A 22,594-nucleotide genomic window follows, 5' to 3' on the forward strand; every position below is an offset into this window, starting at 1 on the left:
CAAGCTGCTCTACAGTTGATTGTAAGGTTTTAAGGAACCGCCAACGCGTAGCATCTCGCAGAGAAGACACCAAGGGCGTAGAAGGAAGAGAAAATAATATGGCTAAATTTGGTTTTGGGCGTTGGCTGCGCTGGTGTTTGGTTGTTAGTTTTGGTTGTTTGTTATTGGCTGGCTGTGTTGTGAACTCTAGTGCGGGAAAAACTTTGCGGGTTGCGACAGAACCAGCATTCCCACCTTTTGAGTTTAAAAAACAAGGTGGTGAGTTGCAGGGTTTTTCGATTGATTTGATGAATGCGATCGCAGTTGCAGCTAAATTTAAAGTAGATTTTCAAAGTATGCCTTTTGATGGTATGATACCCGCTTTGGTTGCCAAAACGGTAGATGCGGCGATTAGTTCGATCACGATTACAGAGGAGAGAGCGAAGACAATTTCTTTTTCCCGTCCTTATTTTAAAGCTGGGTTAGCGATCGCAATCCGTGCAGACGATCAAAATATTACTGACTTTGACAGTCTCAAAAATAAAAAAATTGCAGTCCAAATTGGTACAACTGGAGCTGCAAAAGCTAAGAGTATTCCTGGCGTGCAACTTCGTAGTTTTGATTCAGCACCTGTAGCCCTACAAGAATTGGCCAATGGTAATGTGGATGCAGTAATTAATGATGCGCCAGTGACGTTATATGCTATTAATACGGGCAATCTTCAGGGAATAAAAATAGTACAGCAATTGCTGACGGAGGAGTTCTATGGCATTGCTACAACTAAAAATTCGCCAAACTTGGCATTAATAAATGATGGTTTGGAGAGAGTGTTAAAAAATGGCACTTATTCCCAAATTTACCAAAAATGGTTTAAAATCAAACCGCCATCACTACCAGCTAAATCACCATTTGAAAACCAGAATAGTACTAGCTCACCTAAAATATTTACCTCAATTGCTGTAATTTTACAGGCTTTTCCAACTTTATTGCAGGGAGCATTGGTAACGTTACAATTAACAATAATTTCTGTAGTTTTTGGTTTAATAGGAGGTTCCCTAATTGGTATTGTCCGACTTTCTCGCATCGCACCTGTGCGTTGGCTAGCGAGAGCCTATGTAGATTTTTTTCGGGGAACACCTTTATTGGTGCAAATTTTTATGATTTACTTTGGTTTACCAGCAATTTCGCAAGAACTAGGTTTTACATTTACTTTTGATCGCCTAACTGCTGGAATAATTGCCTTAAGTTTGAATAACGCCGCCTACACCGCCGAAGTTGTGCGTGCAGGGATTCAATCGATTGAAACAGGACAAGCAGAAGCAGCACAATCATTAGGTTTGAGTTCTATACAAACGATGAGTTATGTCATTTTTCCTCAAGCTTTTCGCCGGATGATTCCACCTTTGGGTAATGACTTTATAAGTTTGTTGAAAGATACTAGTTTAGTTTCTGTAATTGGGTTGGAAGAATTACTACGTAAAGGACAGTTAATTGTTGCTGACAACTATCGCGCCTTTGAAATTTACGCAGGTGTAGCAGTGGTTTATTTATGTTTAACGTTACTTTTTTCACAGGCATTTAGTCAATTAGAACTGTGGATGAATCCAGTTAAACGGCACAGGTGACTTTGAAAAGTTGTTGTCCCTTTTTTGAAGAAGGTTTAGAGGGATTAAAATTTTGTGATGCTACTCATTTTTCTTCTAAAGCGCTTCCGAAGAATAAATTATTCCATAAGAATAATTCTTATTATAGAAAAGGAATAAATAGTTGCCGACTGCAAACATTTATTCCCATACAGAGATTCAGAATCGATGAGGGGGGGATTTAAGCCATTTATTTATTCGCCAGTCGTACAGAATCTTTCTAAATTCTGATTCCTGAATTCTATTTTGATAAAGTCTAGTTTAAAAACAATATTTAAAAGGGGTCTTTCGCTATCATTCTGTTCTCGTAGCCTTACCGCTTAAAAACTAGAGCTTTTTTCAACAGTTATCTGAAATATGTAGTTTTTGCTATATAAAGTTTGCAGCCAATACTGTAAAAACTAATGGTTTCAATCTGGATAAAATTTATTTCTGAAATTTAATCTATAAATATGTATCTATACAAATAATAAAGATTGCATTGTTTGTAATTATTGCCTAGCTATTATAAAATTGTCATATATATCGTAACAACAATAAAAATACTTAAATACAGTTATTTAGTGAGTAACAATCATATCTACTGAGTATCAACACAGGAAGGACTAATAGAGATAAACTAGATAAAATAGAAACTAAAAATTGCTTACAATAACATAATAAGCATTGGAAAAATAAAATTTTGATGAATATTATAACAATTCAAACACTTTTTTGTAGTCAACTTCAAGCAGAATACATAGATGCGGATAATTGGACATATCAACTACAATAGGTACTACCCATGAGTTCCCGCGCCCTGCTGTTAATAAATCGTCATGCCCGCCAAGGGCAAAAGAGTCTGTCGGAAGCGATTGAATATCTGAAAACACTCGGCTTTGATTTAATTGAGGAGTCTACAGAAGATCCAAAACATCTTGCTGAAGTTATATTTCGCTATCAGCATCAAGTTGACCTAGTAATCATTGGAGGAGGAGATGGCACTCTCAATGCAGCAGTAGATGCTTTAGTTGAGACTCAGTTGCCCTTGGGAATTTTACCTTTAGGAACTGCCAACGACCTAGCGAGGACTTTGGAAATACCGAATTCACTCAACGAAGCTTGCCAACTTATTGCAAATGGAAATTTACGCCATATCGATTTAGGTTGGGTAAACGGCAAGCACTTTTTTAACGTTGCCAGTCTGGGATTGAGTGTAAAAATTACCCAGCGACTTACCAAAGAAGTCAAACGCCGTTGGGGAATATTTGCTTATGCCGCCACTGCATTGCAAGTGACTTGGGAAGCTAGACCTTTTACTGCGGAGATTGTAATCAATGGTGAATCAGTTCGCGTAAAAACAGTACAAATTGCTGTGGGTAACGGTCGTTATTACGGCGGTGGTATGGCAGTGGCTGACGATGCCACAATAGATGACCAAAGGCTAGACCTCTATAGCTTGGAAATTAAACACTGGTGGCAGATTATACTATTACTCCCTGATATGCGAGAAGGACGACATATACATTGGGAGAGTGTGCGTTCTCTTCAAGGTCAAGAAATAAAAGTATATACTCGCAAACCGCGTCCTATCAATACAGATGGTGAAATTACTACTTACACACCGGCTCATTTTAGGGTTATACCTAAAGCTATAGCTGTTTTAGCACCCCCAGAAATTAGGAGTTAGGAGTTATTCTCCCTCATCTCCTCCACTTACTCTATTTCCCTCTGCTAAAAATGTGGGAAGTCGCATCAACTCACGCCAAATGCATCTGAGATTTTCTCAAGATATAAAGTCCCTGTTACAACGCCTAGCGGAACAACCGCTTACTCTAGGTGATGTTCTGGCAGAAACCTCAGAACGAGGATTCAGCCTGGTGATTACATTATTAGTTTTGCCCTTTTTATTTCCTATGCCACCGGGATTAACTGGCCCTTTTGGTGGTGCTTGTTTACTGTTGTCAGCGCAAATGGTTTTGGGGAGGCGATCGCCTTGGCTGCCGAAAAGAATCGCTAACTACAAGTTTCCTCGTCCCTTTGCCGAGTTACTTTTACAAAATTTGGGGCATCTTACCAAAGTTTTACATAAAATCGCCCGTCCCCGATTGACAAAAATAGCCCATAATCCTTTGATTTGGCGAATTAATGGGTTTTGTATCTCTTTATTAACAATCTTACTAATATTACCAATTCCGTTTACAAATCCTATCCCCACTATAGGTATTTTACTTTTAACTGTTGCCACTATCGAATCTGATGGGTTATTAATTTGCATCAGCTACGCCATTACTTTCTTAATTACCTTGCTATTTGGATTTTTGGGTTATGCAGTATGGTTATCTCCCAGTTTACTACCATCTATTTTTAAATAATAAAAGCCCCTAGCTTAAAGCTAAGGACTGTAATTTATTAGGGTGCATCTACCATTTATTAATCCGCTTTATTAATTCCTATATCCGGGGAAATTAGACTTTCAATAAAATTAATTTTATCGACGCATTAAAAACTACAAGCAATAAAAAAGCCCCTAGCTTGAAGCTAAGGGCTGTAATTTATTAGGGTGCATCTACCATTTATTAATCCACTTAATTAATTCCTATATCCGGGAAAATTAGGTTTTTAACAGATTTATTTTACTTTAAAAGTATAAATTTAATTAAAAAAAGCCCTCAGCTAAAAGCGGAGGGCTGTGATTTAATTAAGGTGCATCTACTATTTATATATCCGCCTTAGTTCTTGCTGCATCAGGAAGAATTGAAAAAAATGGATAACTGTGGAATTGATTTCGTTAGCTATAAAACTAGTACTAGTCTGAACGAGGATAACCTGCGGTTTTTTACTAGATAATCATTGACTAGCTTCACAGTAATTTTACAAATATCCTCAATTTTACCTAAATACGCAAAGTTTTTGTTAATATCTCTGATACTATATCCGCAATAGTACGAATTTAGTTTATTAGTTGGGTATATGACTATAAAAGTTAGACGCACCCAACTTCATGAAGCGATCGCCATTTCTATTAGCCCTTGCTAGCCTTTGTATTGTCGGGGGAAGCTTTTTTATGAGAACAGCTTTTAGCAGTACTAACAAGCCTAAAATAATAACTAATACATCACGCTACAGAGAAATTCGTAATCAGCTATGGTCTGATAATGATCAAGTAAAACATTTTCCTAATCAGATTCCTACTGATGCCAAAGACGTTCGGATTGCTTACTCTCCAGAATTTTTGCAAGGAAATGCTTTTTTTCAAATTAGGCTGAAACAGCCACCAAACAAGATAGAAAAATTACTGTCACAATACAGAAATAGTGCAAAATACAAATATACAGGTGGCAACACAAACGACCACATAAATCAACTTAACGGTGTGCCAACAACTTTTTTCTATACGAGCGACTCTCATACAGAATCTTTTCCAGCTACTTATGAAATACTAGTATTGAATGCAGACGACAAAGGCAGACCTGGCTTTAAATGGAATCATGGAGATAGCTATGGTGTCGCTATTAATAGTTCCGCCTCAGAAATAATCTATTGGTCTGAAAAATGGTAGCTAGCAATTCAAATCTATTCTGAATTGCTATGAGAAAAATCATTATTTGGGACATGACCCTCATTCAGTACTAAGCAATGGTTTTACCCTTTTGGGTATATCACTTTAGGTAGTTAAAACTTATAGCCAGCATAGGTAAGATTTATAAGCTGCTTAAAAACTATCTAAATATTTAGAATGCCAACTGCTTTAATTACTGGTGCCTCTAGTGGTATTGGTAAAGCTTTTGCCCAGGAACTAGCTGCACGCAATACAAATCTTGTACTCGTAGCTCGTTCCGAAGAGAAACTGAGTCAATTAGCTAAACAACTACAAGAACAACACAAAATTCAAGTAGACGTTATAATCCAAGACCTCACGGAACCTAATGCAGCTGCTGCTGTATTTGATGCCACTAAAGCAAAGGGATTAACTATTGACTTATTAATCAACAATGCTGGTTTTGGTTACTATGGTGACTTTGCCGAAGGCGATGGAGAAAGACAAATTAAAATTGTACAATTAAACATTTTAGCATTGGTAGATTTAACCCATAAATTTCTACCCATGATGCGGCAACGACGGTCTGGAAGTATTATTAACGTATCCTCTATTACCGCATTTCAACCGATACCATACCTTTCTGTTTATGCTGCCAGTAAAGCCTTTATTCTCAGTTTTAGTGAAGCACTATGGGCAGAAAATCGTCAATATGGTGTCCGTATTTTGGTCACTTGTCCAGGTCCAATAGAAACAAATTTTTTTACGGAAGCTAATTTTCCTCCAGCACTGGCAAGTACTACAGATAAAGTGTATTCTTCCGAAAAAGTTGTTTGTGAATCTTTAGATGCTTTGGAAAAAGGCTATCCAACTGTTATTAGTTCTGATACTAGCACTCAAATTAGAAGCAAATTATCTCGGCTCGTACCGCGCAAACTTCTGCTGAATATATTAGCAAAACACTTTAAAGCCTAAGTTATGTCTAGCAATCCGCTTTGATTTCTGTTTGCGAAGCGTGGCGTAATCCTAATTGTTGGCGTAGGAGGCAATAGGCAAAAAGGCTCTTTAAGTTGTAACGAATGTTTTCAGAAATCAAATATGAGTTCTATATATAGTTAGAAGATGTTTGAAAAGTGGTAACTGAGGTATCCAAAAATTGAGCTCCTCCTAAATCCTCCTTTTTAAGGAGGACTTTGAGAAGGTTATTCTACCCTTTTTAAGGAGGGCTAGAGGGGTATTTGAATATAAGGGTAGACTTTTCAAACATCCTATTAGGAGTTAAGAATTGAGGGGTAAAGAAACTGATGAATTTAAACCTCTTAACTCCTCACTTATTACATATACCTTGTTAATTGAACTCGGTAACGGTCTTTTTTTGTAACTGCGATTTCTCCAACTTCTAAACGCCCTTTAGAGCGAATGGCGATTAAGTCACCTGATTTGACTTGAGAACTAGCTTGTGTAACTTCCTTCCAATTAACGCGGACATCACCAGCATCAATGAAGTCAACCATTTTGCTGCGGGACATACCAAAACCAGCAGATGCGATCGCATCTAACCGCAAAGAAGCCTCTACAGTAGTTAGTTCTTTTTTCTTTGGTTCCCGAACCCTTAATTCAGCTATCTCAATTCGCTGAGTCTTCACAGGAACCGATCGCACCTGCTTAAGACTCATTTCCAAAAATTCTACTAACTCTGGGGCGACAATCGCCTGGGCCCCTCGTTCTCCCAAGACAATAACGTCTCCTGTCTTTTCACGAACAATTCCTGTTCCCAACATTGCGCCTAAAAAGTCGCGGTGAGAGGCGGTATCAAACAAGAAGTTACCAGCAATTTCCACGGCGACAAGGCTGACTTGAGATTGATCTAAGGGAAGTTCCGAACGAGCGATCGCTATTCTTTGGCGTTCAGCTTGGGGATATCCGCCCCATGCAACTAATTGCACTTCTGTTAATCGGTTAAACACCCGTTGAATTTCCGCCAATTCTGGGGGAGATAGAAAATCTGTCAAAACCACTTCCCAAATTTTGATAGCTTGTTCCGCTTGATCAATTACACGAGCTACACTATCTCGATTTTCAACACCCTTTAAAAGTTCTTCTCGTGGCAACATTCTTAAAAATTATGAGTTATGAATTGAGAATTAAACTGCTATAACTGTCTTGATTCTAACTTTAATTCCCATTTCAGTAGGTTCCCATCTCTAGCAATTTGTTACATTTCTAGTTTTTCCAAAATGCGAATTGAGGCAACACACCATCTGGAGAATGAGGGATAATTCTCTTGAGTTCTCGCCCAGTAAAGCAAAATTGACCAGTACTTTTACCGCTTCAAAAGTGAATCCTTGTCTGTTGTAATGCGTAAACCAGGATTTTTTATCACACGCTACTTGTGTCAGCATAACCTTGGATATTTTCTGGATCAAACTGACGTAATATTCGGGTCGCTTGCCGAGTGAGAGTTTCAGAGCCTTGAACGGCAACTAAGTATTTACCCGCGTCTAAGCGGTTTCGATAAGGCAAGGCATCACCACTACCGACAAGTAAACCGACTCCGCCACCCACAACCACACCACCCATAGCACCACTAGCAGCACCCAGCAGTCCGCCAACGATGTGATTGCCAATTTCACCCGCCCAGGCAAAAGTATCTAAACCCGTGATGAGGCTGAATGTAAAACCTGCAAAAAAGCCAAATGGTATCAGCCAGGTTGCCATCAGTTGTGCTTGCTTTTTGGCTTGGTCTTTGGGGTCAATTAAGCCAAACTCGTCAGCCGTTTTATAGCCCTTCCCCAAGATAGTACTGTTTATGCCTTCTTCTTCTAAAGCTAAGTAAGCAGCTTCGGCTTGAATGCGGTCTGGTAATACGGCAACAAGGTAATTCATTGATTTTACAATTTGTCTAATATAAGTTTTGCCTTAATTAACAGCGTATCAGTCTTGGTCGAATCGATCTTACATTGGGTAGGAGTTTGGAGTTAAGAAAGGCTTTGATTCTTATACCATTTCTTTGTGAGGCTGCGCCAAACCCTTTTAACTTCTTTCTTTGTGTCCTTTGCGTCCTTTGCGGTTCGTTTTTCTTTCTTTTACTTATGGTTTAGCGCATCTTCATAGAGAATTGGTATTACTTCCCTTCCATTGTAGAGAAGGGATTGGGCGTTAGGTCTGTATTAAACTCAACTGCAAATTGCGTAGGCGTAGCCCGCCGCACGCATCACGCAAGTTAAGCATTAGTTAAATATATATGGGCTGATCACTTGAGCGAATCTAGTGGCTCACAAAAATTGTTTACGCCTTGTTTGAGAACATATATCAAAACTGGCGTTGCCAAAATCGTGGGAAATGTCGGCATTGCTTTTAGATTTTCCATCATCTTTTGAGGTGAAGTATTAAGCAAATCTTCCCGGTATTCTTGTTCGCAAATAACCACACGCCATTTTCTAGCCAAGGCATCTAACCACTCAGAATTTGCTCTTTCTGGTTGTTGTCCTGCTCTAATAGCTAGCGTCATTGCCGCATCTTCTAAATCTCCATCACAGTCTTCAATCAAATCCAGCGCTTCCATATCGCTAGGATCGTCAGCCAATTGAGAGCGAAACTGTGCAATTTCTTGAGATGTTACTTTAGTCATGAGTCTTTGACAAGGCTAGCGAGCGAACATTCAGTTATGCTACATCATTTTACAAAATTCCTGTTATGCGTTTTCGCAGCACTTTCAAAATTCAAAATCTCTTTGAGAAAGTTCAGTTAAGAATTAAACTGTGCCATATTTAATTTTCATTTAGAGAGCGCTCATGTTGCCCACCTCACAAAGTAATACTTTTCGGTTAAGGGTAAACGGGAAAGGGAAAGGGTTTGAATTTCTCTTTCCCCATTGCCCTTTAACGTTTCCCCACACCAAAAGAGAGATTATTGGGTTTATCCGAAAAGTATTGCCCCACAAAGACTGATAAGCTGTTGTGTTTTTAATTTGCACATTGAGACAGCAGGGGAGCAGAGGGGCAGAGGGGAGGGTTTACAGGTTTTACCTAAGAGATTATGAGGCAACTTGTAGGCGCGACAGCTTATTTAATTAGGTTATGCAATTAAATCACTTTCAGATGAACAGTGGGAATTTTAGGTGTGTAGAGAGTTAAAATTCCGGTCTTTTTTACTAAAAAGCCTCATCTTTCAATGAGGCTTTCAGAATTTTTAATTGAGAGGTTAAGTCAGCAGTACTAGCGTAGCGCTCTGAGGGTAACAGATCGTTGTAACTGAGCTAAAGCGCGGTTGTAATCCAAAATTGCTGTGACTCGATTACCTTCAGCCCTTGTGAGGTCGTTTTCAGAGTTAATAACATCAGTTTGAGTTCCTACACCAGCTTGGAATCGCAAACGCGCTAAACGTAGAGCTTCTCTAGCTTGTTCTAAAGCGGTGTTAGAGGTTTGAACATTCTCCAAACTAGATTGCTGGGTAGAATAGGCTTGTTCTACCTGAAAGCGAATTTGGTTGCGCTGTTCAGCAAATTGAGTTTCTGCGATCGCAATATTAACTCTAGACTGAGCTGCTCTTGCTCTTGCCGCTCCCCCATCATACAAATTGATGGTTGCTCTAACTCCCAATGAATAACCATCAGTAACGCTGACATTATCATTGAACTGGTCTAGTAGGTTGTAACTGCCTACCAAACTAACTTGAGGGCCTAGTTCTGCAAGAGCCTGTCTACGCTGTTGTTCGCTGATATTGCGTTGTGCCAACTGCTGTTGCAATTCTGGACGATTTTGATAAGCCAGCACAATACTTTGTTCTAGTGTTGGGTTCCAAAGACCAGCTAATTGTACAGGGTCGGCGGCACTGATATTTATCCCCTGCGGCAAACTTATCCGAGTTGCTAATTGACGACGGGAAATTGCCTGCTGCGATCTAGCATTAGTCAAATCTTGTTGAGCATTTGCTAAATTCACCTGCGATCGCAACACATCAAACCGCGTACCAACCCCAGCTCGCTCTAAAGCTTCCGCATCACGCAAACTAGCCTCAGAGTTTTGCACAGCCGACTGAGCAATACGTACTTGTTCATCCGCTTGTTGCAGATTGTAGTAGTCAGTGGCAACATTCAAACGGATTGTTTCAGACTGAGTTTCTACAGCCAATTCATTGAAACGTACCTGTTCTTCAGCCGCTCTGATGCTAGCTTGCACTCTCCCAGAAGTATAGATGTTATATGACAGCTGTGCTTGACCGGAAAAAGATGTACTAGCTTCATCTGGCGATGAGATACCCGTCTGTTGTTCTTGAAGTTTCGACGAGAGCTGACTACTGGCAGACTGACTACGAGTAATATCAGCGCTAATTCCCAGAGTTGGCAATAAAGCAGCTTGTGCCTCACGTAGAGCCGCTTTATTGCGTTCTAGCTCTAATATCGACACCTGTAAATCGTGATTGTTACGCCGTGCTAGCTCCAGAGCTTGTGCCAAAGTAATTGGCTGATTTCCCTTAAGTGTCACTTCCTCCGGTTTGGTAGGAAATTGCAAGGGATTTGAGCTAGGAATCAGGTTATCGGGAATTTTCACCGGCCCTGATGGCACAGGAGTTATGGTTCTCGGCACAGTGGAAGGTTGCACTGTCCCTGATGGTGCAGGAGTTACGGTTCCTGGCACAGTGGGAACCTGTGTCGAATTTGCCGGAATCGGGGTATTATTCTGAGCAATGCGGCCGATAGCATTTTGTTGTAAACAGGTGCTTGAAGCCAGTAGCAAAGTCGCTGAGGAATCAGTCTTGCTTTTCCCTGACTCCTGTGGGCATCTTGGCGCTGACAACAGTTTTGCTGATTCTCCACCTGTAGCTGAAGTTTGTAAAAATGTTTGCAACTCAGTAACAGCATTTTTCTTTTGAACCACTGGCTGCTGTGCAGCAGACAGGGATAAAATTTTTCTTTGGACAGAAGAAGGTTTTGAAGTGTAGTTGGGAACTACTATACTCTCTGATTTCTGCCCAGAAATGCTTGAGCTACTCTGTTTTTGGTTATTTTGAGCAGAACGGCTAACATCTAGCTGTTGGGAAGAATTAGAGGTAGGTGTCAAACTGACAAATCTACCTTCATCTTTCTTAAGTACTTGTTTTATTGGCACAACAGTATTTCCAGCCGTAAATACTGGAATACTGTTATTACTTAAAGGCTTCATACTAAGTTTAGTAAAACCAAAACCAGGTAGTAGGGTTGGAACACTAACATTTGCACCATGCGGCAATTGCGTATTCATCATATCCACAACCGAGCTTTGACCATAAGTAGAAGTCAAAACACTAGGAGAAGAAGCCAGCTGTACCCCAGTTAGTTTTACAGTACCAGCCCAAGCAGGCTGAGTTGTTAAAACCGCTGCCGTGACACCAGGCAAGAAGCTATAGAATAATTGCTGTCCTTTCACCGCATCCCTCACACGAAAATCAATCTAGCGGCAGAAAACCTTTCTTCACCACAGAATATAGCACGATACTAAATTTAGGAAAGAATATACTACGATACTAAATTTAGGGTTCGGAACTCTGTTTGTCTTCAAAACGTCTAACAATGCGAGAAAGTTCCGCCTTTTCATCGATACTAACGCGAGTAGGAGCACCGCTGATAATCCGTTCGTAGTTTCTGAAAGAATCTTTAATATCGGGCCCGTCGGCAGTGATATTATACTCACGAATGCCCTTATCATGCCAAGACCCGCGCATTTTAAATACGTTAATTGCCCGCGACATTTCTCCACGAATTTCTACGTACTGTAACATTAGAATTGTATCGGTAATCGTAGATATATGAGAGTCAGTAATCGAATGCGCTCCTAGAAATTGGTCAGTTGTGTTGGTAAAGAAACCAGTAATTTCTTCTTGTTTAGCATAACCCGTTACACCAATTACAAACTGCCTAAATGCATTATTGCTCACTCCTCTAGCTAATGCTGATAGGGAATCAATGGCAATCCGAGCTGGTTTAAAGACAGCAATTTCTGATTTAATAATTTGTAAATGGTCTTCTAAACCAGTTGATTCAGGATAGGTACAAATTATTTTTAGTAAACCTTGCTCCTCTAATTCTTCAAAATCAATTCCCCAAGAAGAAGCATTACGAGATAGTTGGGCGCGTGATTCTTCGTAAGCAAATAATATTGCCTGTTCTCCATTGAGGCAGCCATCTTGAATAAACTTACTCACTAACAAGGTTTTACCAGTACCTGTGGCTCCTGTTGCCAAAATAATAGAATCTTTAAAGAAACCACCACCGCACATTTCATCTAAGATTTTGACACCAGAAGATACCCTGATATTAGATGAACGCTGAGTTAAACGCATTGCTCCTAGTGGAAAGATGTTAACTCCTTCATTAGTAATTGTGAAGGGATACTCGCCTTTCATATGAGTTGTACCGCGCAATTTGAGAATTTCAACTGTGCGACGGCGGCGTTCTCCTTCTAAAACGTTGCGAACAATTACTACATTATCAGAAACAAATTCTTCCACTCCAAAAGAAGCAACGGGGCCATATTCTTCACTGCGTTCAGTGGTAATTACAGTGGTGACATTCAGTATTTTGAGACGTGCTACTAAGCGAAAAATCTCGCGTCGTACTACTCCCATCGCTTCGTACTGCTGAAATACTGCTGTCATTGAGTCAATTGAAACTCGTTTAGCTTTGTATTTGCGAATGGCATATTGCAAGCGTTCAATGAGTGCAGAAAGATCAAAATTTCCAACGATATCTTGACCTTCTGGATCGGGAGATGCATCAAGAATAAATAACTTGCCTTCTTCGATTAAGCGAGGTAAATTCCAACCAAAAACATGAGCATTTTTAATAATATCGCTGGGTGATTCTTCAAAAGTAACAAATACACCTGCTTCATCAAAGTAGGTGATACCGTTATACAGAAACTGAAGAGACAATAAAGTTTTACCTGTACCTGAAGTGCCACTGACCAAGGTAGTTCTACCAATTGGTAAACCACCATGACTAATATCGTCAAACCCTTCAATCATCGTGCGAATTTTTTCTACACCCCCATTTTTTGGTGTCTTATTGGGTTCTACTTGCTTGTTTTGACTCATTGCTTGATAATAAAAGGGTATTAAAAACTGTTGTTTTATTAGTAAAATTTGTACTCAATTTTTCCAGACTAATTATAACCTAAATGTTAAGCAAGTAAGGTGTGTTAGGTTACAATATGACAGAGAAATAGCAAAAATAAATAGATTTAATATTTAAAATAAATATTTTGCTGTCATGCTCTAAGATAAAGGGTAATAAAGCTGTCTTGACTAAAGCAACATAATGCTTTTCCTACACAGTTAAAATTTACTTTATAAACGCTATCTTGTATCATTAATTATTTTACTCTTCAAAATCTGCTTCACTCAGTTCTTCATAAAGCAAATCTAATCCAATCAATACTCTTTCTCGATCTGAAAGATCGCCGATAATTTTGCGAACGGGTGGAGGCAAAATTTTGGATAATGTTGGCGTTGCCAATATTTTATCTTCTTCTGCCAATTGTGGGCTTTTTAATACATCGATCACTTTTAAAGCATAAACACCTTCAAACTCCTGTTCTAAAATATTTTTGAGTGTTTTCAATGCCCGAACTGAATTAGGGGTGTTCCCTGCTACGTAAAGCTTGAGAACATAGGTTTTTTTGGCTTTAATCATATATTTACAGGCTAGTTACGGATGTGTTCGCACGTTGGTAATAACTAACAGTGTTAGCTTGTTCCAAGTTAAATATTAATAAATAAACTTATTTTATTTAGGAATCGAACTCCTATAGACTTCACATAAGTGAGCCAATATATCTATCAACGTCAGCCGGTAATCAAGTAAGGTTTCATTGCTTCTTCCTTCTAATTTTAGCTGGATAGAGAATTCTTCAATTACCTCCATGTGAATTTCGATTATTTGGGGCACAGGAATATTAGCATAAAATATAGTATTGATAAATTTATCAATCTTTTCTTTGAGTGTTTTGTCTGTGGTAAAATAATTTATAAGTATTAGACTGTAATCTAATTTAAGCTGTCTTAATAATCCTTGCCTTTCGGCTGGATTCATCTCGTGAAAATGCTGTTGGCTTTTTTGCATCTGGCTGGCAAATACATAGACGTACTTGCTAGTGTATGCCTTACTGAGATTTTGTTGCGGCCAATTTGGTAAATAGTTGATTGTTGCAGTAACAGGTAAATAGCAAAATTGGGCGATGATCGCATCAATAAATTTCCACACCCAAGCAATCCAACCTTTTTGCTTGGCTAAGTCAACTAGTTTATCTAAACATTTGTTAACATCAGGTCGCAGAATCAATATCGGTAATAACATTTACTCTTTAATCTATCTCCTTGATCGCCTTGACCAAGAAACGTGGGCTGATAAGTTTTGGCTAACGCTTCTAGGGTAATACCTCTTGATGTGCAGTAAACTGGCGACTTTACCCCAAAAATAACGCTCTGTGTTCACAGATACTGCAAGAAGGCAGTTCTTGCTGGAGGTGGGAAGTAAGAAAGCTTATGCACTAAACTTAAACTTTTTAGCTTTTTTCAACTGGATATTTATTTATGCCTGCTTGTGCTAGCAACTCAACAGCTTAATGCAGCAACTGAGTATTAAGACTTAGTAAATCTTTGATGGTGAGGTATCTGTCGCTATAAAAGATTTACTACCTAATTTATTGTTTGCATATCTGTATCTATGTATATAAATAGATATATTTTTTAATTTTTCTCCTTGATAAGATACTTAAACGAACTTAAAGGATTGTCGCATTCTAAATCATTATAATTCCTCAAGGTTCTAAAGCGAATCTTTGGGGCCATAATTGTTGTAGCCGTCACTATCGATCGGGAGTTTAAATACCAGTAAGACACTGGGGAGGCTAGTTGCTATAAATCAGAAACGTCGCCTCTTGGAAAAATGCACTCGTCTACAAGCAAGTGTCCGTGAGGGGAAATCCCGTTGTTTTATTTAATGGCGTTGAAATAACCAGAGTTGCTTATATGAGTCTTCTTAGAGGATATGGCTTCAGGCGAAAAGACCATCAACAGTTGGCAGATGGAGATGCCGGAGGTTCCCACAGGAAGAATGACCCCCAAAGCCCTATGTTAATGCTAGATTACCCGCTTTCTGACTTTCAGGCAACCGTAGCTAGCTGCCTCCAAACATCTTCTTTGGCAGTGGTGCTGGAGATTTTTGAGCAAGAGCAGTGCGATCGCTTGGTAGTAGTGAATCAGCAGCAATGCCCCATTGGATTGCTGTATTCTGTCCGTTTAATCCAAAAATTATTAGCACATAGTGACGATAAAAATCTAAATTTACATCAACCACTCTCTACTTGGGGTCAAGGTTTAATTGAGCCAATACAGACAATATCAGCTTCTGAGCGTGTAGAGCAATTAAGCTTGCACTTGGGTTATCTACAAGCCGAAAAACACCAGAACTTAGATTGGGCGCTGATTGACTCTGATGGTCGATATTTGGGTCTGCTGGATAATTCCCACCTGTTGCGATCGCTGGCTAGGGAACGCATGGTTGGTTTACAAAGCTCAGGTATCCAGAGGTCGCGCCATGAGTATGATGCTGATGTACAGCCGCCAAATAAAGCAAAATCATTGGGACACCAGCCACTGATACTGTTATTGGAAAGATTGCCTTGGCCTTTAATGTTGCAAACATCTACTGGCGAAGTGTTAACCCGGAATCCCGCCTGGTGGCAGCAATTAGGAGCCTTAAAAGATCCAGAAGGAGTTAGGCAACAAGTGGAAGCAATACTTGTCCCTAAACCCTCCGAAAAATCTGAATATGTCACCCAACGAGCAATCAAGGTTCATCCCAATGGCAGGGAGAATGAATATGGTAGTGAAGAGGAACTGACTCAGCAAGAAGCATCACCAGATGCTGTATACAGTCGCTGCTATTTAGATAGTCAAGTAGGTACTTGTACCTGTGTTGTGGAAGTGCAAAATGGTCAGGAGCGAATCTGGCAGTTTGCCAAAATTCCTTTAGATAGTCCTGAGTTTAAAGTCATGAGTGCTGAAGCTGAGGTTGTACTCAGCAATGATTTGTGGTTAGTTTTAGCTACTGATGTCACTGAACAGCAGCAGCTTTGCAAAGAATTAGCTGCGAAAAATGCGGATTTAATTCAACTAAATCGGTTGAAGGACGAGTTTTTAGCTTGTATTAGTCATGAACTCAAAACTCCCCTAACTGCCGTTTTAGGATTATCGCGCTTGCTGGTGGATCAGCAGTTAGGAGAACTTAATGAGCGTCAAGCCCGTTATGCGGGACTAATCCATCAAAGTGGTCGCCACCTGATGAGTGTGGTTAATGACATTTTAGATTTGACCCGAATGGAAACGGGACAAATGGATTTGACGCTGACACCAGTGAAAATTAGTGCTGTGTGCGATCGCGCCCTATCGGAAGCCAAAGCCATCCACACTCAAACTACTAAAACAACATCCCAAACTCAAGAAAATACCCGTTCATCTGCTCCCCTATTCTGCCTTTCCATTGAACTAGGTTTAGATGAAATGGTGGCAGATGAGTTGCGCTTGCGCCAGATGCTAGTACACCTACTTTCCAACGCCTTTAAATTCACTGAAATATCCGGCGAAATTGGGCTGCGGGTAAGTCGTTGGGAAGGATGGATTGCCTTTACAATTTGGGATACAGGTATTGGCATTCCAGAACACCAGCAACACCTAATTTTTCAAAAATTCCAACAACTAGAAAATCCCCTCACCCGCCAATTTGAAGGCACTGGTTTGGGGCTAGTATTAACTCGGGCCTTAGCTAGGCTCCACGGAGGAGATGTCAGCTTCTTGTCTCGTGAAGGCAAAGGTAGCCAGTTTACACTACTTCTGCCGCCCAGTCCCCCGAAAACAGGCTTTTCGGAGCCAGATATGGTAATTAGAGCAGACGAGAAGACACGACACCAACAGACACGGGAAAACACCGCAGCCACTCGTCAGCAGATCGGTACGCCTACACAGCATCATCCCGTGAGTTCCCAACGGTTGGTCTTAGTAGTCGAGGCAGTAGCCCGATATATTGAAGACTTGACCGAAAAACTCAAATCTTTAGGATATCGGGTAGTAATTGCGCGATCGGGGACAGAAGCAGTCGAAAAAGCTCGGCGCTTGCAACCAATAGCGATATTTTTGAATCCGTTGCTACCCCTGCTGTCAGGCTGGGATGTGTTGACTTTATTAAAATCTGACACCGCAACCCGTCATATATCTGTAATAGTTACCGCAACGGGGGCCGAAAAGGACAAAGCATTTGCTAATCGAGCCGATGGTTTCTTAAGTTTGCCAGTGGAGCATCAGGTATTAGCACCAGTTCTCGAAAAATTATGTACTCCACAAGTAGCTCCGCAGGTAGGGTTGGAAAATAGCGCCATTATCCCACCTAAAACACCACTGCGAATTCTCAGGTTGGTGAATCCCCAGTTGGAATCAGTCAATCCTCACCCCTCACTTCGAGAACATCGGGTGATTGAAGTAGATGATTTAGATCAGGCAGAACTTTTGGCGCGGGTATGGCAATTTGATGTCATTTTACTAGATGTCGAAAGTACCACCGCCCAAATTTATCTGCAACAACTAATCCAGCACCCACGTTTGGCGGCTCTACCATTGGTTACTTGCGATGTTGCAACTACCTTAGTGGCTTCTAAAGTACCAGGGTTATCTGTATATCCTTACTTAACACCATTTAGCAAAGACAATAGCAGTCGCATCGAAAAAACAGATGCCTTACTATCAGTACTGCAAATTGCTTCTGGTATTTGCTGCCCTCCTAACATCTTGGTTGTGGATTTGACAATGCTGCGTGATTTTCCACAGGTAAGACGTAAGCCAGCTAAGGGTTATCGGACAGCAAAAAATTGCTCAATTAGTAGTGAAACTGCTGAAAGGGGATCTGAGTGGTTCCAAGCTTTAATTCAGTATTTACAAACAGCAGGCTTCAAAGCGGCGATGAGTCCTTGTTGGGCAGAAGTATTACAACAAATTCGCCACCAAAGCGTTGATTTACTGCTAATTTGTTTAGGAGAATCAGCTATCCACAAAGATGTGCTGAAAGCCCTGAAAACATTGGGAGATTCACCTGATAAATTACCACCAATTTTGGTACTAAATCAGCGATTAAATCGCCCAGACACCAATTTTCCGGTTGGGGTAGCTTATAAGGAAATTGACAAGCAGAAAAAGAATGGTTTGGAATCGATAGAAACTGTTGTTGGTGCGATCGCTACCCAAATATTACCGCGATCGATATCAATGGAAGACCTCTTAAACCAGATCAATCAAGCCTTAGCTGTCAATGGTTACAATGGCAAATGTTAATGGGGAATGGGGAATGGGGAATGGGTAAGAAGCATGGGAGCAGGGGATTCAGGGGAGGCAGCAATTCCCAATACTTCTCTGCGAGACGCTACGCGAACGACTTCGCTCAGTACAAGTTCTCAATTCCCAATTCCCAATTATGATATGTCTATTTTTTCATTTTTCTTTTTCTTAAAAGGAACCCGAACTAGGTTATAAGCACCTTTGGTAGATAAACTTTTGTAATCATCTGGCTGTAATTCCATTTGTAAAAACTTTTTCTGTTCAGCCAACAGCAACAGTGAGGCAGGTTGTAATCCCTTAGCGGCCTGGTTTTTAATATGCTCTATAGCCTCTTGAGGAAGTCCTAAATAATTTACATGAATGTGGCTGTAAAATACCACACTGGGCTTTTTGAAGCCAAGCATGATCAATTCTTCATTTGGTTGTTTTGCTTCTAGAATGACCGCAGATAATTCTCTTAAGGGTAATTGACGTTCTCGATCAATAAAAAACGAAGCAGGCGTTAAGACGAAAATTATAAACGCCACAAGCCCTAGTAAATTAATTCCAATAATGTAGTTCCATCGGCGACTCAGTAAGAAACCAGCAACTAAAATTGCACAAATCAACCACATTACGCCAGCTATTACTGGTAAACCAGATTTTTGAATTAGTTCGTGAAAGTTACTGATAGCTGGATCAGTACCTAATATATGGGTTATGTTAAACAGTGCTGTTGCTAGAACTGATAAAAACATTACATTCAACCAACCACTCACTCGCAGAAAAGTAGGGGAAAGGGAAGGAGTGGGGGAGGAAGAAACCGGAGATGTTTGTCTGTCTTCTGTATCCTGGAAAAAGTCGCTCCATAAAAGCGTCACTAGGATCGCTGCTGCTGGCATTAAAGGCAAGACATAACTAGGCAGTTTGGTGACAGCAATGCAGAAAAAGCCAAAGATGCTAGCAAACCAAATCCAGGCGAATAAACCAAACTGCTGAAAACGTTCAAGGGATCGCCAGTGCGATCGCTGCCAAAACTTTAGTCTTATTATAGAAACTGGTAAATACACGGAGTATGGTGCAAAGCCCAGTAGCACTACTATAAAGTAAAAATACCAAGGTGCTGAGTGACCATTAACTACTTCTGTAAAGCGTTCTAGGTTGTGATAACCAAAAAAGGCATTAATATAATTCCAGCCATTGCGCCAAATTACTAAAGCATACCAGGGCACTGATAAACCTAGAATTATCAGTATACCCAGGAAGAGGCGCATTTCCCGCAATACCTCTCTAAACCTTCCCACGTAAAGCAAAAAGGCGGCAACAATTATCCCTGGCAAGACAATTCCCACTGGGCCTTTAGTCAAAATTGCACCAGCAATTAGCACATAACAAGCTAAGTACCATTTACTGGGGAATAGGGCAGAAGAGGCAGAGGGGTAGGGAGCAGGGGGCAGAGGAGAGGAGTTTTCCCCTTGCTCCCTGCTCCCTGCTCCCTGCCCTCTACTCCCTTCCTTCCCTGCATACCCTAGAAAGAAACATAACAAAGCTGATGCCATACATCCGGTGAGCAGCATATCAGAGACACCCGTTCTCGCCCAAATAATAGTTTCGGGATTGAGTGCCATGAGCGCTGCTGCGATAAAAGATGTTAAGTAGCGGCGAGTGGGACGTGAAACTTGCTCTAATTCGTCTTGTTTAGCCAAATACCACTGTACTGTGTAAAAAGCTAAACAAATTAAGCCAAATGCTGCGATCGCAGAAGGAAGACGTACTGCCCACTCATTTACCCCAAGAATGTAATATGCGATCGCCTGACACCAGTAAATTAAAGCAGGTTTATCGAAACGAGTTTCACCATTGAAAAATGGGGTTATCCAATCACCTGTGACAAACATCTGGCGAGAAGCTTCGGCAAACAGTGGCTCTGTCTCATCAATCAAGCCAATATTGCCCAAATTCCACCCAAAAGCTATCCAGCCAACCACCATTAACCACAAAACCGACACAGTGACACTAAGGGCCGGATTCTTTGCTATTTTGTTGAACCACTGATCAACAGTGTGCTTAACACTCAATTTCATGCTCATTAGTCAATAGTCAACAATCACTACTCAATAGTCGTTGATTATCTATCTTTTGTTCTTCTCAAGGCTCAAATTCAAAATTTTTTTATCTAGTACTTAACACTCTACACTTCTTTGCCTTGGAACAATATCAGTTGCTCCAAGCTGCTTGATAAACTCTTGAGTTTATCAAATTATCACCACCTAGCAAACTCCTAAGTCCTATTTTAGAATTTATTCATTGACAAATTAGACAATAAATGTACTACTGAAAGTATGGCAAAAATAAGCGTAGCTCAAATTGGGCTACGCCTATTTTTGTCGGCAGTGACTTGAAGACGGATAATTTACGTCATTAGGATTACGCATCAAGTACAAAACCCCGCTCTCAAGAGCAGGGGTTATCTTAACTAGTAACTTCTCAAACATCCTCTAAGCGATCGCTCACCTAATAACTTGTATATTTGACTTTTTAAATCTGGCAAACTCATAATTTTTACTTTTACATATCAGAGGATTTCAGAAATTGCAAATTCATCATTGATCGCAGCAATTTCTGTTGAAATCTTTGGCTCATCAACCATTAATTCCAGATGTTCTTCCTGATTTGTGACATCAGCAAATTTATCTTTTGTATATTCACTTTCTCTGATTTGTCTAGCAATGCTTTCTAGTAGCCAAAGTTGTTCTTCTACAGACAAGGCACGGATTGAGCGCTCAATTTCTAGTAAATTCAGTGATATCATTTTGCTTCTGATTCCAAGCGGGGCGTATTTTCAAAGATATTCTTATATGTCAGTCTATCTGGTTAACCTATAGCATCGCAAATTCTCCATCATTTTTCCCAAGCTTATCTTTTCACAAATTAAATGAGATTGCTATAAATAACTAGAAGCCAATTTTATAACTTTTTAATTAGGTATTACTGCTGAAGCAAAATGTACGCTAAACTGACTACATGAATTACGAAACAGCTCGGAAACTCCTCATAGATCAGACAATCACAACCGAGGAAAACCCAGATGCGCTGTTAACGCGTATGAAACAGGGGAAACCGCCGGTACCTGGTCAGATCACTTCAATTTTGTTGGCATTGAAAGTGGTGTTTGAAGCCCTTAAAGATGCAAAGACCCTAGACCGAGAACTGGCTTTAGCCCTTTATCAGTTAAGCATTAAGGCACAACAGCTATTTGCCGCAGGGCGTAAAGCTGGCATAGATTGGCCACCACTATTAAAGGAAGATTTGCTACGAATTTCCTTAGCATCTGAAAGTATCTTTTCAGGTATATGGCAAACCCTAGCTCCCATCAGCCTAGGGAAACTATAGAACACTATTTCAGTAACTTGTATGTGAAAAATCAGGGGCAGAGGAAGATGAGGGAGTCAGGAAGAATAATTAATGCCCCATACCCAATGCCCAATGCCCATTACCGAATTTGCAGTTCACCTTCTAACTTGTCTAAGTCAGTTTTGAGCAAAACCGTCATTTGCCCGGTAAAAGCTTTGCCAGTTTTGGGTTGAGCAATTTCCACCCAATATACATAGCGATCGCCTACTCGTAATTCTCCCTTTAAAGCTTCCCGAATCGGAGTTTTAGCCAGACGCGCCGAGTTAACTACCTTCTGGTTGGGATACTGGTAAACTACTTGGGCGTGATCGTAGTCTTGATAAATCTCCAAGCCATAAATCACCCGCAAGGATTCCTGGAGACGGGCAAATGTCATGCCGTTAATGGCATCATACATGGAAATGCGCTCACTACGAATTGTGCCACGGTCTTTAGAAAATTCCACCCTACCAGGGGGCAATACCGACGCTTGAAAAGTGAATCGTTGAGCAGCAGTATCAGTTTTTTGCACAAACAATAACTCCCCACTCCTAGGGCGGAGTGTAGGATGTGCTTTAATCCAAGTACCTACTTCCTCTGTACTTTGCCCTGGTAAAGCATTGGCTTGGGAATCAAAAAGCGTTCCCACGCACAGCCAAGGTACTAGAGAAAAAGGCAAAATCAAACATTTAAGCAGGGATTTTTTGAGCATTTTTCT

Annotated in this window: 17 protein-coding genes; 7 read left to right on the forward strand and 10 right to left on the reverse strand. The window is 40.4% G+C overall.

All coding sequences use genetic code 11. The features are described from left to right. Positions 1-98: 98 nt before the first annotated feature. The 5 genes from FBB35_RS25290 to FBB35_RS25310 all read left to right on the forward strand — a co-directional run bounded on the left by FBB35_RS25290 (position 99) and on the right by FBB35_RS25310 (position 6,117). Positions 99-1,604, forward strand: a complete 1,506-nt coding sequence (locus FBB35_RS25290) for an ABC transporter permease subunit (RefSeq protein WP_174711920.1) — start codon at positions 99-101, stop codon at positions 1,602-1,604. 802 nt (positions 1,605-2,406) lie between these two features. After that, positions 2,407-3,291, forward strand: a complete 885-nt coding sequence (locus tag FBB35_RS25295; RefSeq protein WP_174711921.1) for a lipid kinase — start codon at positions 2,407-2,409, stop codon at positions 3,289-3,291. A 79-nt stretch (positions 3,292-3,370) separates the two neighbouring features. Further along, positions 3,371-3,976: an exopolysaccharide biosynthesis protein gene (locus tag FBB35_RS25300; protein WP_174711922.1), complete on the forward strand. Its 606-nt coding sequence runs from the start codon at positions 3,371-3,373 to the stop codon at positions 3,974-3,976. 629 nt (positions 3,977-4,605) lie between these two features. Then, a complete protein-coding gene (locus tag FBB35_RS25305) occupies positions 4,606-5,163 on the forward strand; it encodes a hypothetical protein (protein WP_174711923.1) in 558 nt (185 codons plus the stop codon). A 177-nt stretch (positions 5,164-5,340) separates the two neighbouring features. Next, on the forward strand, positions 5,341-6,117 hold the full coding sequence (locus FBB35_RS25310; RefSeq protein WP_174711924.1) for an SDR family oxidoreductase: 777 nt from the start codon (positions 5,341-5,343) through the stop codon (positions 6,115-6,117). Positions 6,118-6,476: 359 nt separating this feature from the next. Here the strand turns inward: FBB35_RS25310 and FBB35_RS25315 are convergent, their stop codons facing one another. The 7 genes from FBB35_RS25315 to FBB35_RS25345 all read right to left on the reverse strand — a co-directional run bounded on the left by FBB35_RS25315 (position 6,477) and on the right by FBB35_RS25345 (position 14,476). Then, entirely contained in the window at positions 6,477-7,256 is a 780-nt protein-coding gene (locus FBB35_RS25315; protein WP_174711925.1) for a photosystem II S4 domain protein, read from the reverse strand. Between the two features lie 265 nt (positions 7,257-7,521). After that, positions 7,522-8,028: a hypothetical protein gene (locus FBB35_RS25320; protein WP_174711926.1), complete on the reverse strand. Its 507-nt coding sequence runs from the start codon at positions 8,026-8,028 to the stop codon at positions 7,522-7,524. Between the two features lie 367 nt (positions 8,029-8,395). Then, a complete protein-coding gene (locus FBB35_RS25325) occupies positions 8,396-8,773 on the reverse strand; it encodes a hypothetical protein (RefSeq protein WP_174711927.1) in 378 nt (125 codons plus the stop codon). Between the two features lie 586 nt (positions 8,774-9,359). Continuing rightward, positions 9,360-11,549, reverse strand: coding sequence for a TolC family protein (locus tag FBB35_RS25330; RefSeq protein WP_174711928.1), 2,190 nt, complete (start codon positions 11,547-11,549; stop codon positions 9,360-9,362). Between the two features lie 103 nt (positions 11,550-11,652). Beyond that, the gene (gene kaiC / locus FBB35_RS25335; RefSeq protein WP_174711929.1) at positions 11,653-13,215 is read right to left on the reverse strand and encodes a circadian clock protein KaiC; all 1,563 of its coding nucleotides are present in this window, start codon (positions 13,213-13,215) and stop codon (positions 11,653-11,655) included. A 283-nt stretch (positions 13,216-13,498) separates the two neighbouring features. Next, positions 13,499-13,813 (reverse strand): circadian clock protein KaiB, encoded by a 315-nt coding sequence (gene kaiB, locus FBB35_RS25340; RefSeq protein WP_114082480.1) that lies wholly within the window; start codon positions 13,811-13,813, stop codon positions 13,499-13,501. A 93-nt stretch (positions 13,814-13,906) separates the two neighbouring features. After that, complete coding sequence (locus FBB35_RS25345) at positions 13,907-14,476, reverse strand: KaiA family protein (protein WP_174711930.1); 570 nt, start codon at positions 14,474-14,476, stop codon at positions 13,907-13,909. Between the two features lie 776 nt (positions 14,477-15,252). On the opposite strand from FBB35_RS25345, the gene FBB35_RS25350 reads away from it, so the two are divergent. Continuing rightward, entirely contained in the window at positions 15,253-18,501 is a 3,249-nt protein-coding gene (locus tag FBB35_RS25350; protein ID WP_174713763.1) for an ATP-binding protein, read from the forward strand. Positions 18,502-18,638: 137 nt separating this feature from the next. Here FBB35_RS25350 and FBB35_RS25355 read toward each other — a convergent pair whose 3' ends face one another. Continuing rightward, positions 18,639-20,573 (reverse strand): glycosyltransferase family 39 protein, encoded by a 1,935-nt coding sequence (locus FBB35_RS25355; RefSeq protein WP_174711931.1) that lies wholly within the window; start codon positions 20,571-20,573, stop codon positions 18,639-18,641. A 485-nt stretch (positions 20,574-21,058) separates the two neighbouring features. Then, a complete protein-coding gene (locus FBB35_RS25360) occupies positions 21,059-21,295 on the reverse strand; it encodes a hypothetical protein (protein WP_174711932.1) in 237 nt (78 codons plus the stop codon). 212 nt (positions 21,296-21,507) lie between these two features. Here FBB35_RS25360 and FBB35_RS25365 point away from each other — a divergent pair, with 212 nt between their 5' ends. Continuing rightward, entirely contained in the window at positions 21,508-21,876 is a 369-nt protein-coding gene (locus FBB35_RS25365) for a hypothetical protein (protein WP_012409416.1), read from the forward strand. A gap of 100 nt (positions 21,877-21,976) precedes the next feature. On the opposite strand, the gene FBB35_RS25370 is transcribed toward FBB35_RS25365, so the two are convergent. Beyond that, entirely contained in the window at positions 21,977-22,588 is a 612-nt protein-coding gene (locus FBB35_RS25370; RefSeq protein WP_174711933.1) for a hypothetical protein, read from the reverse strand. Positions 22,589-22,594: the final 6 nt, after the last annotated feature.

Origin of the sequence: Nostoc sp. TCL240-02, assembly GCF_013343235.1 — a bacterium.
Lineage (GTDB): Bacteria > Cyanobacteriota > Cyanobacteriia > Cyanobacteriales > Nostocaceae > Nostoc.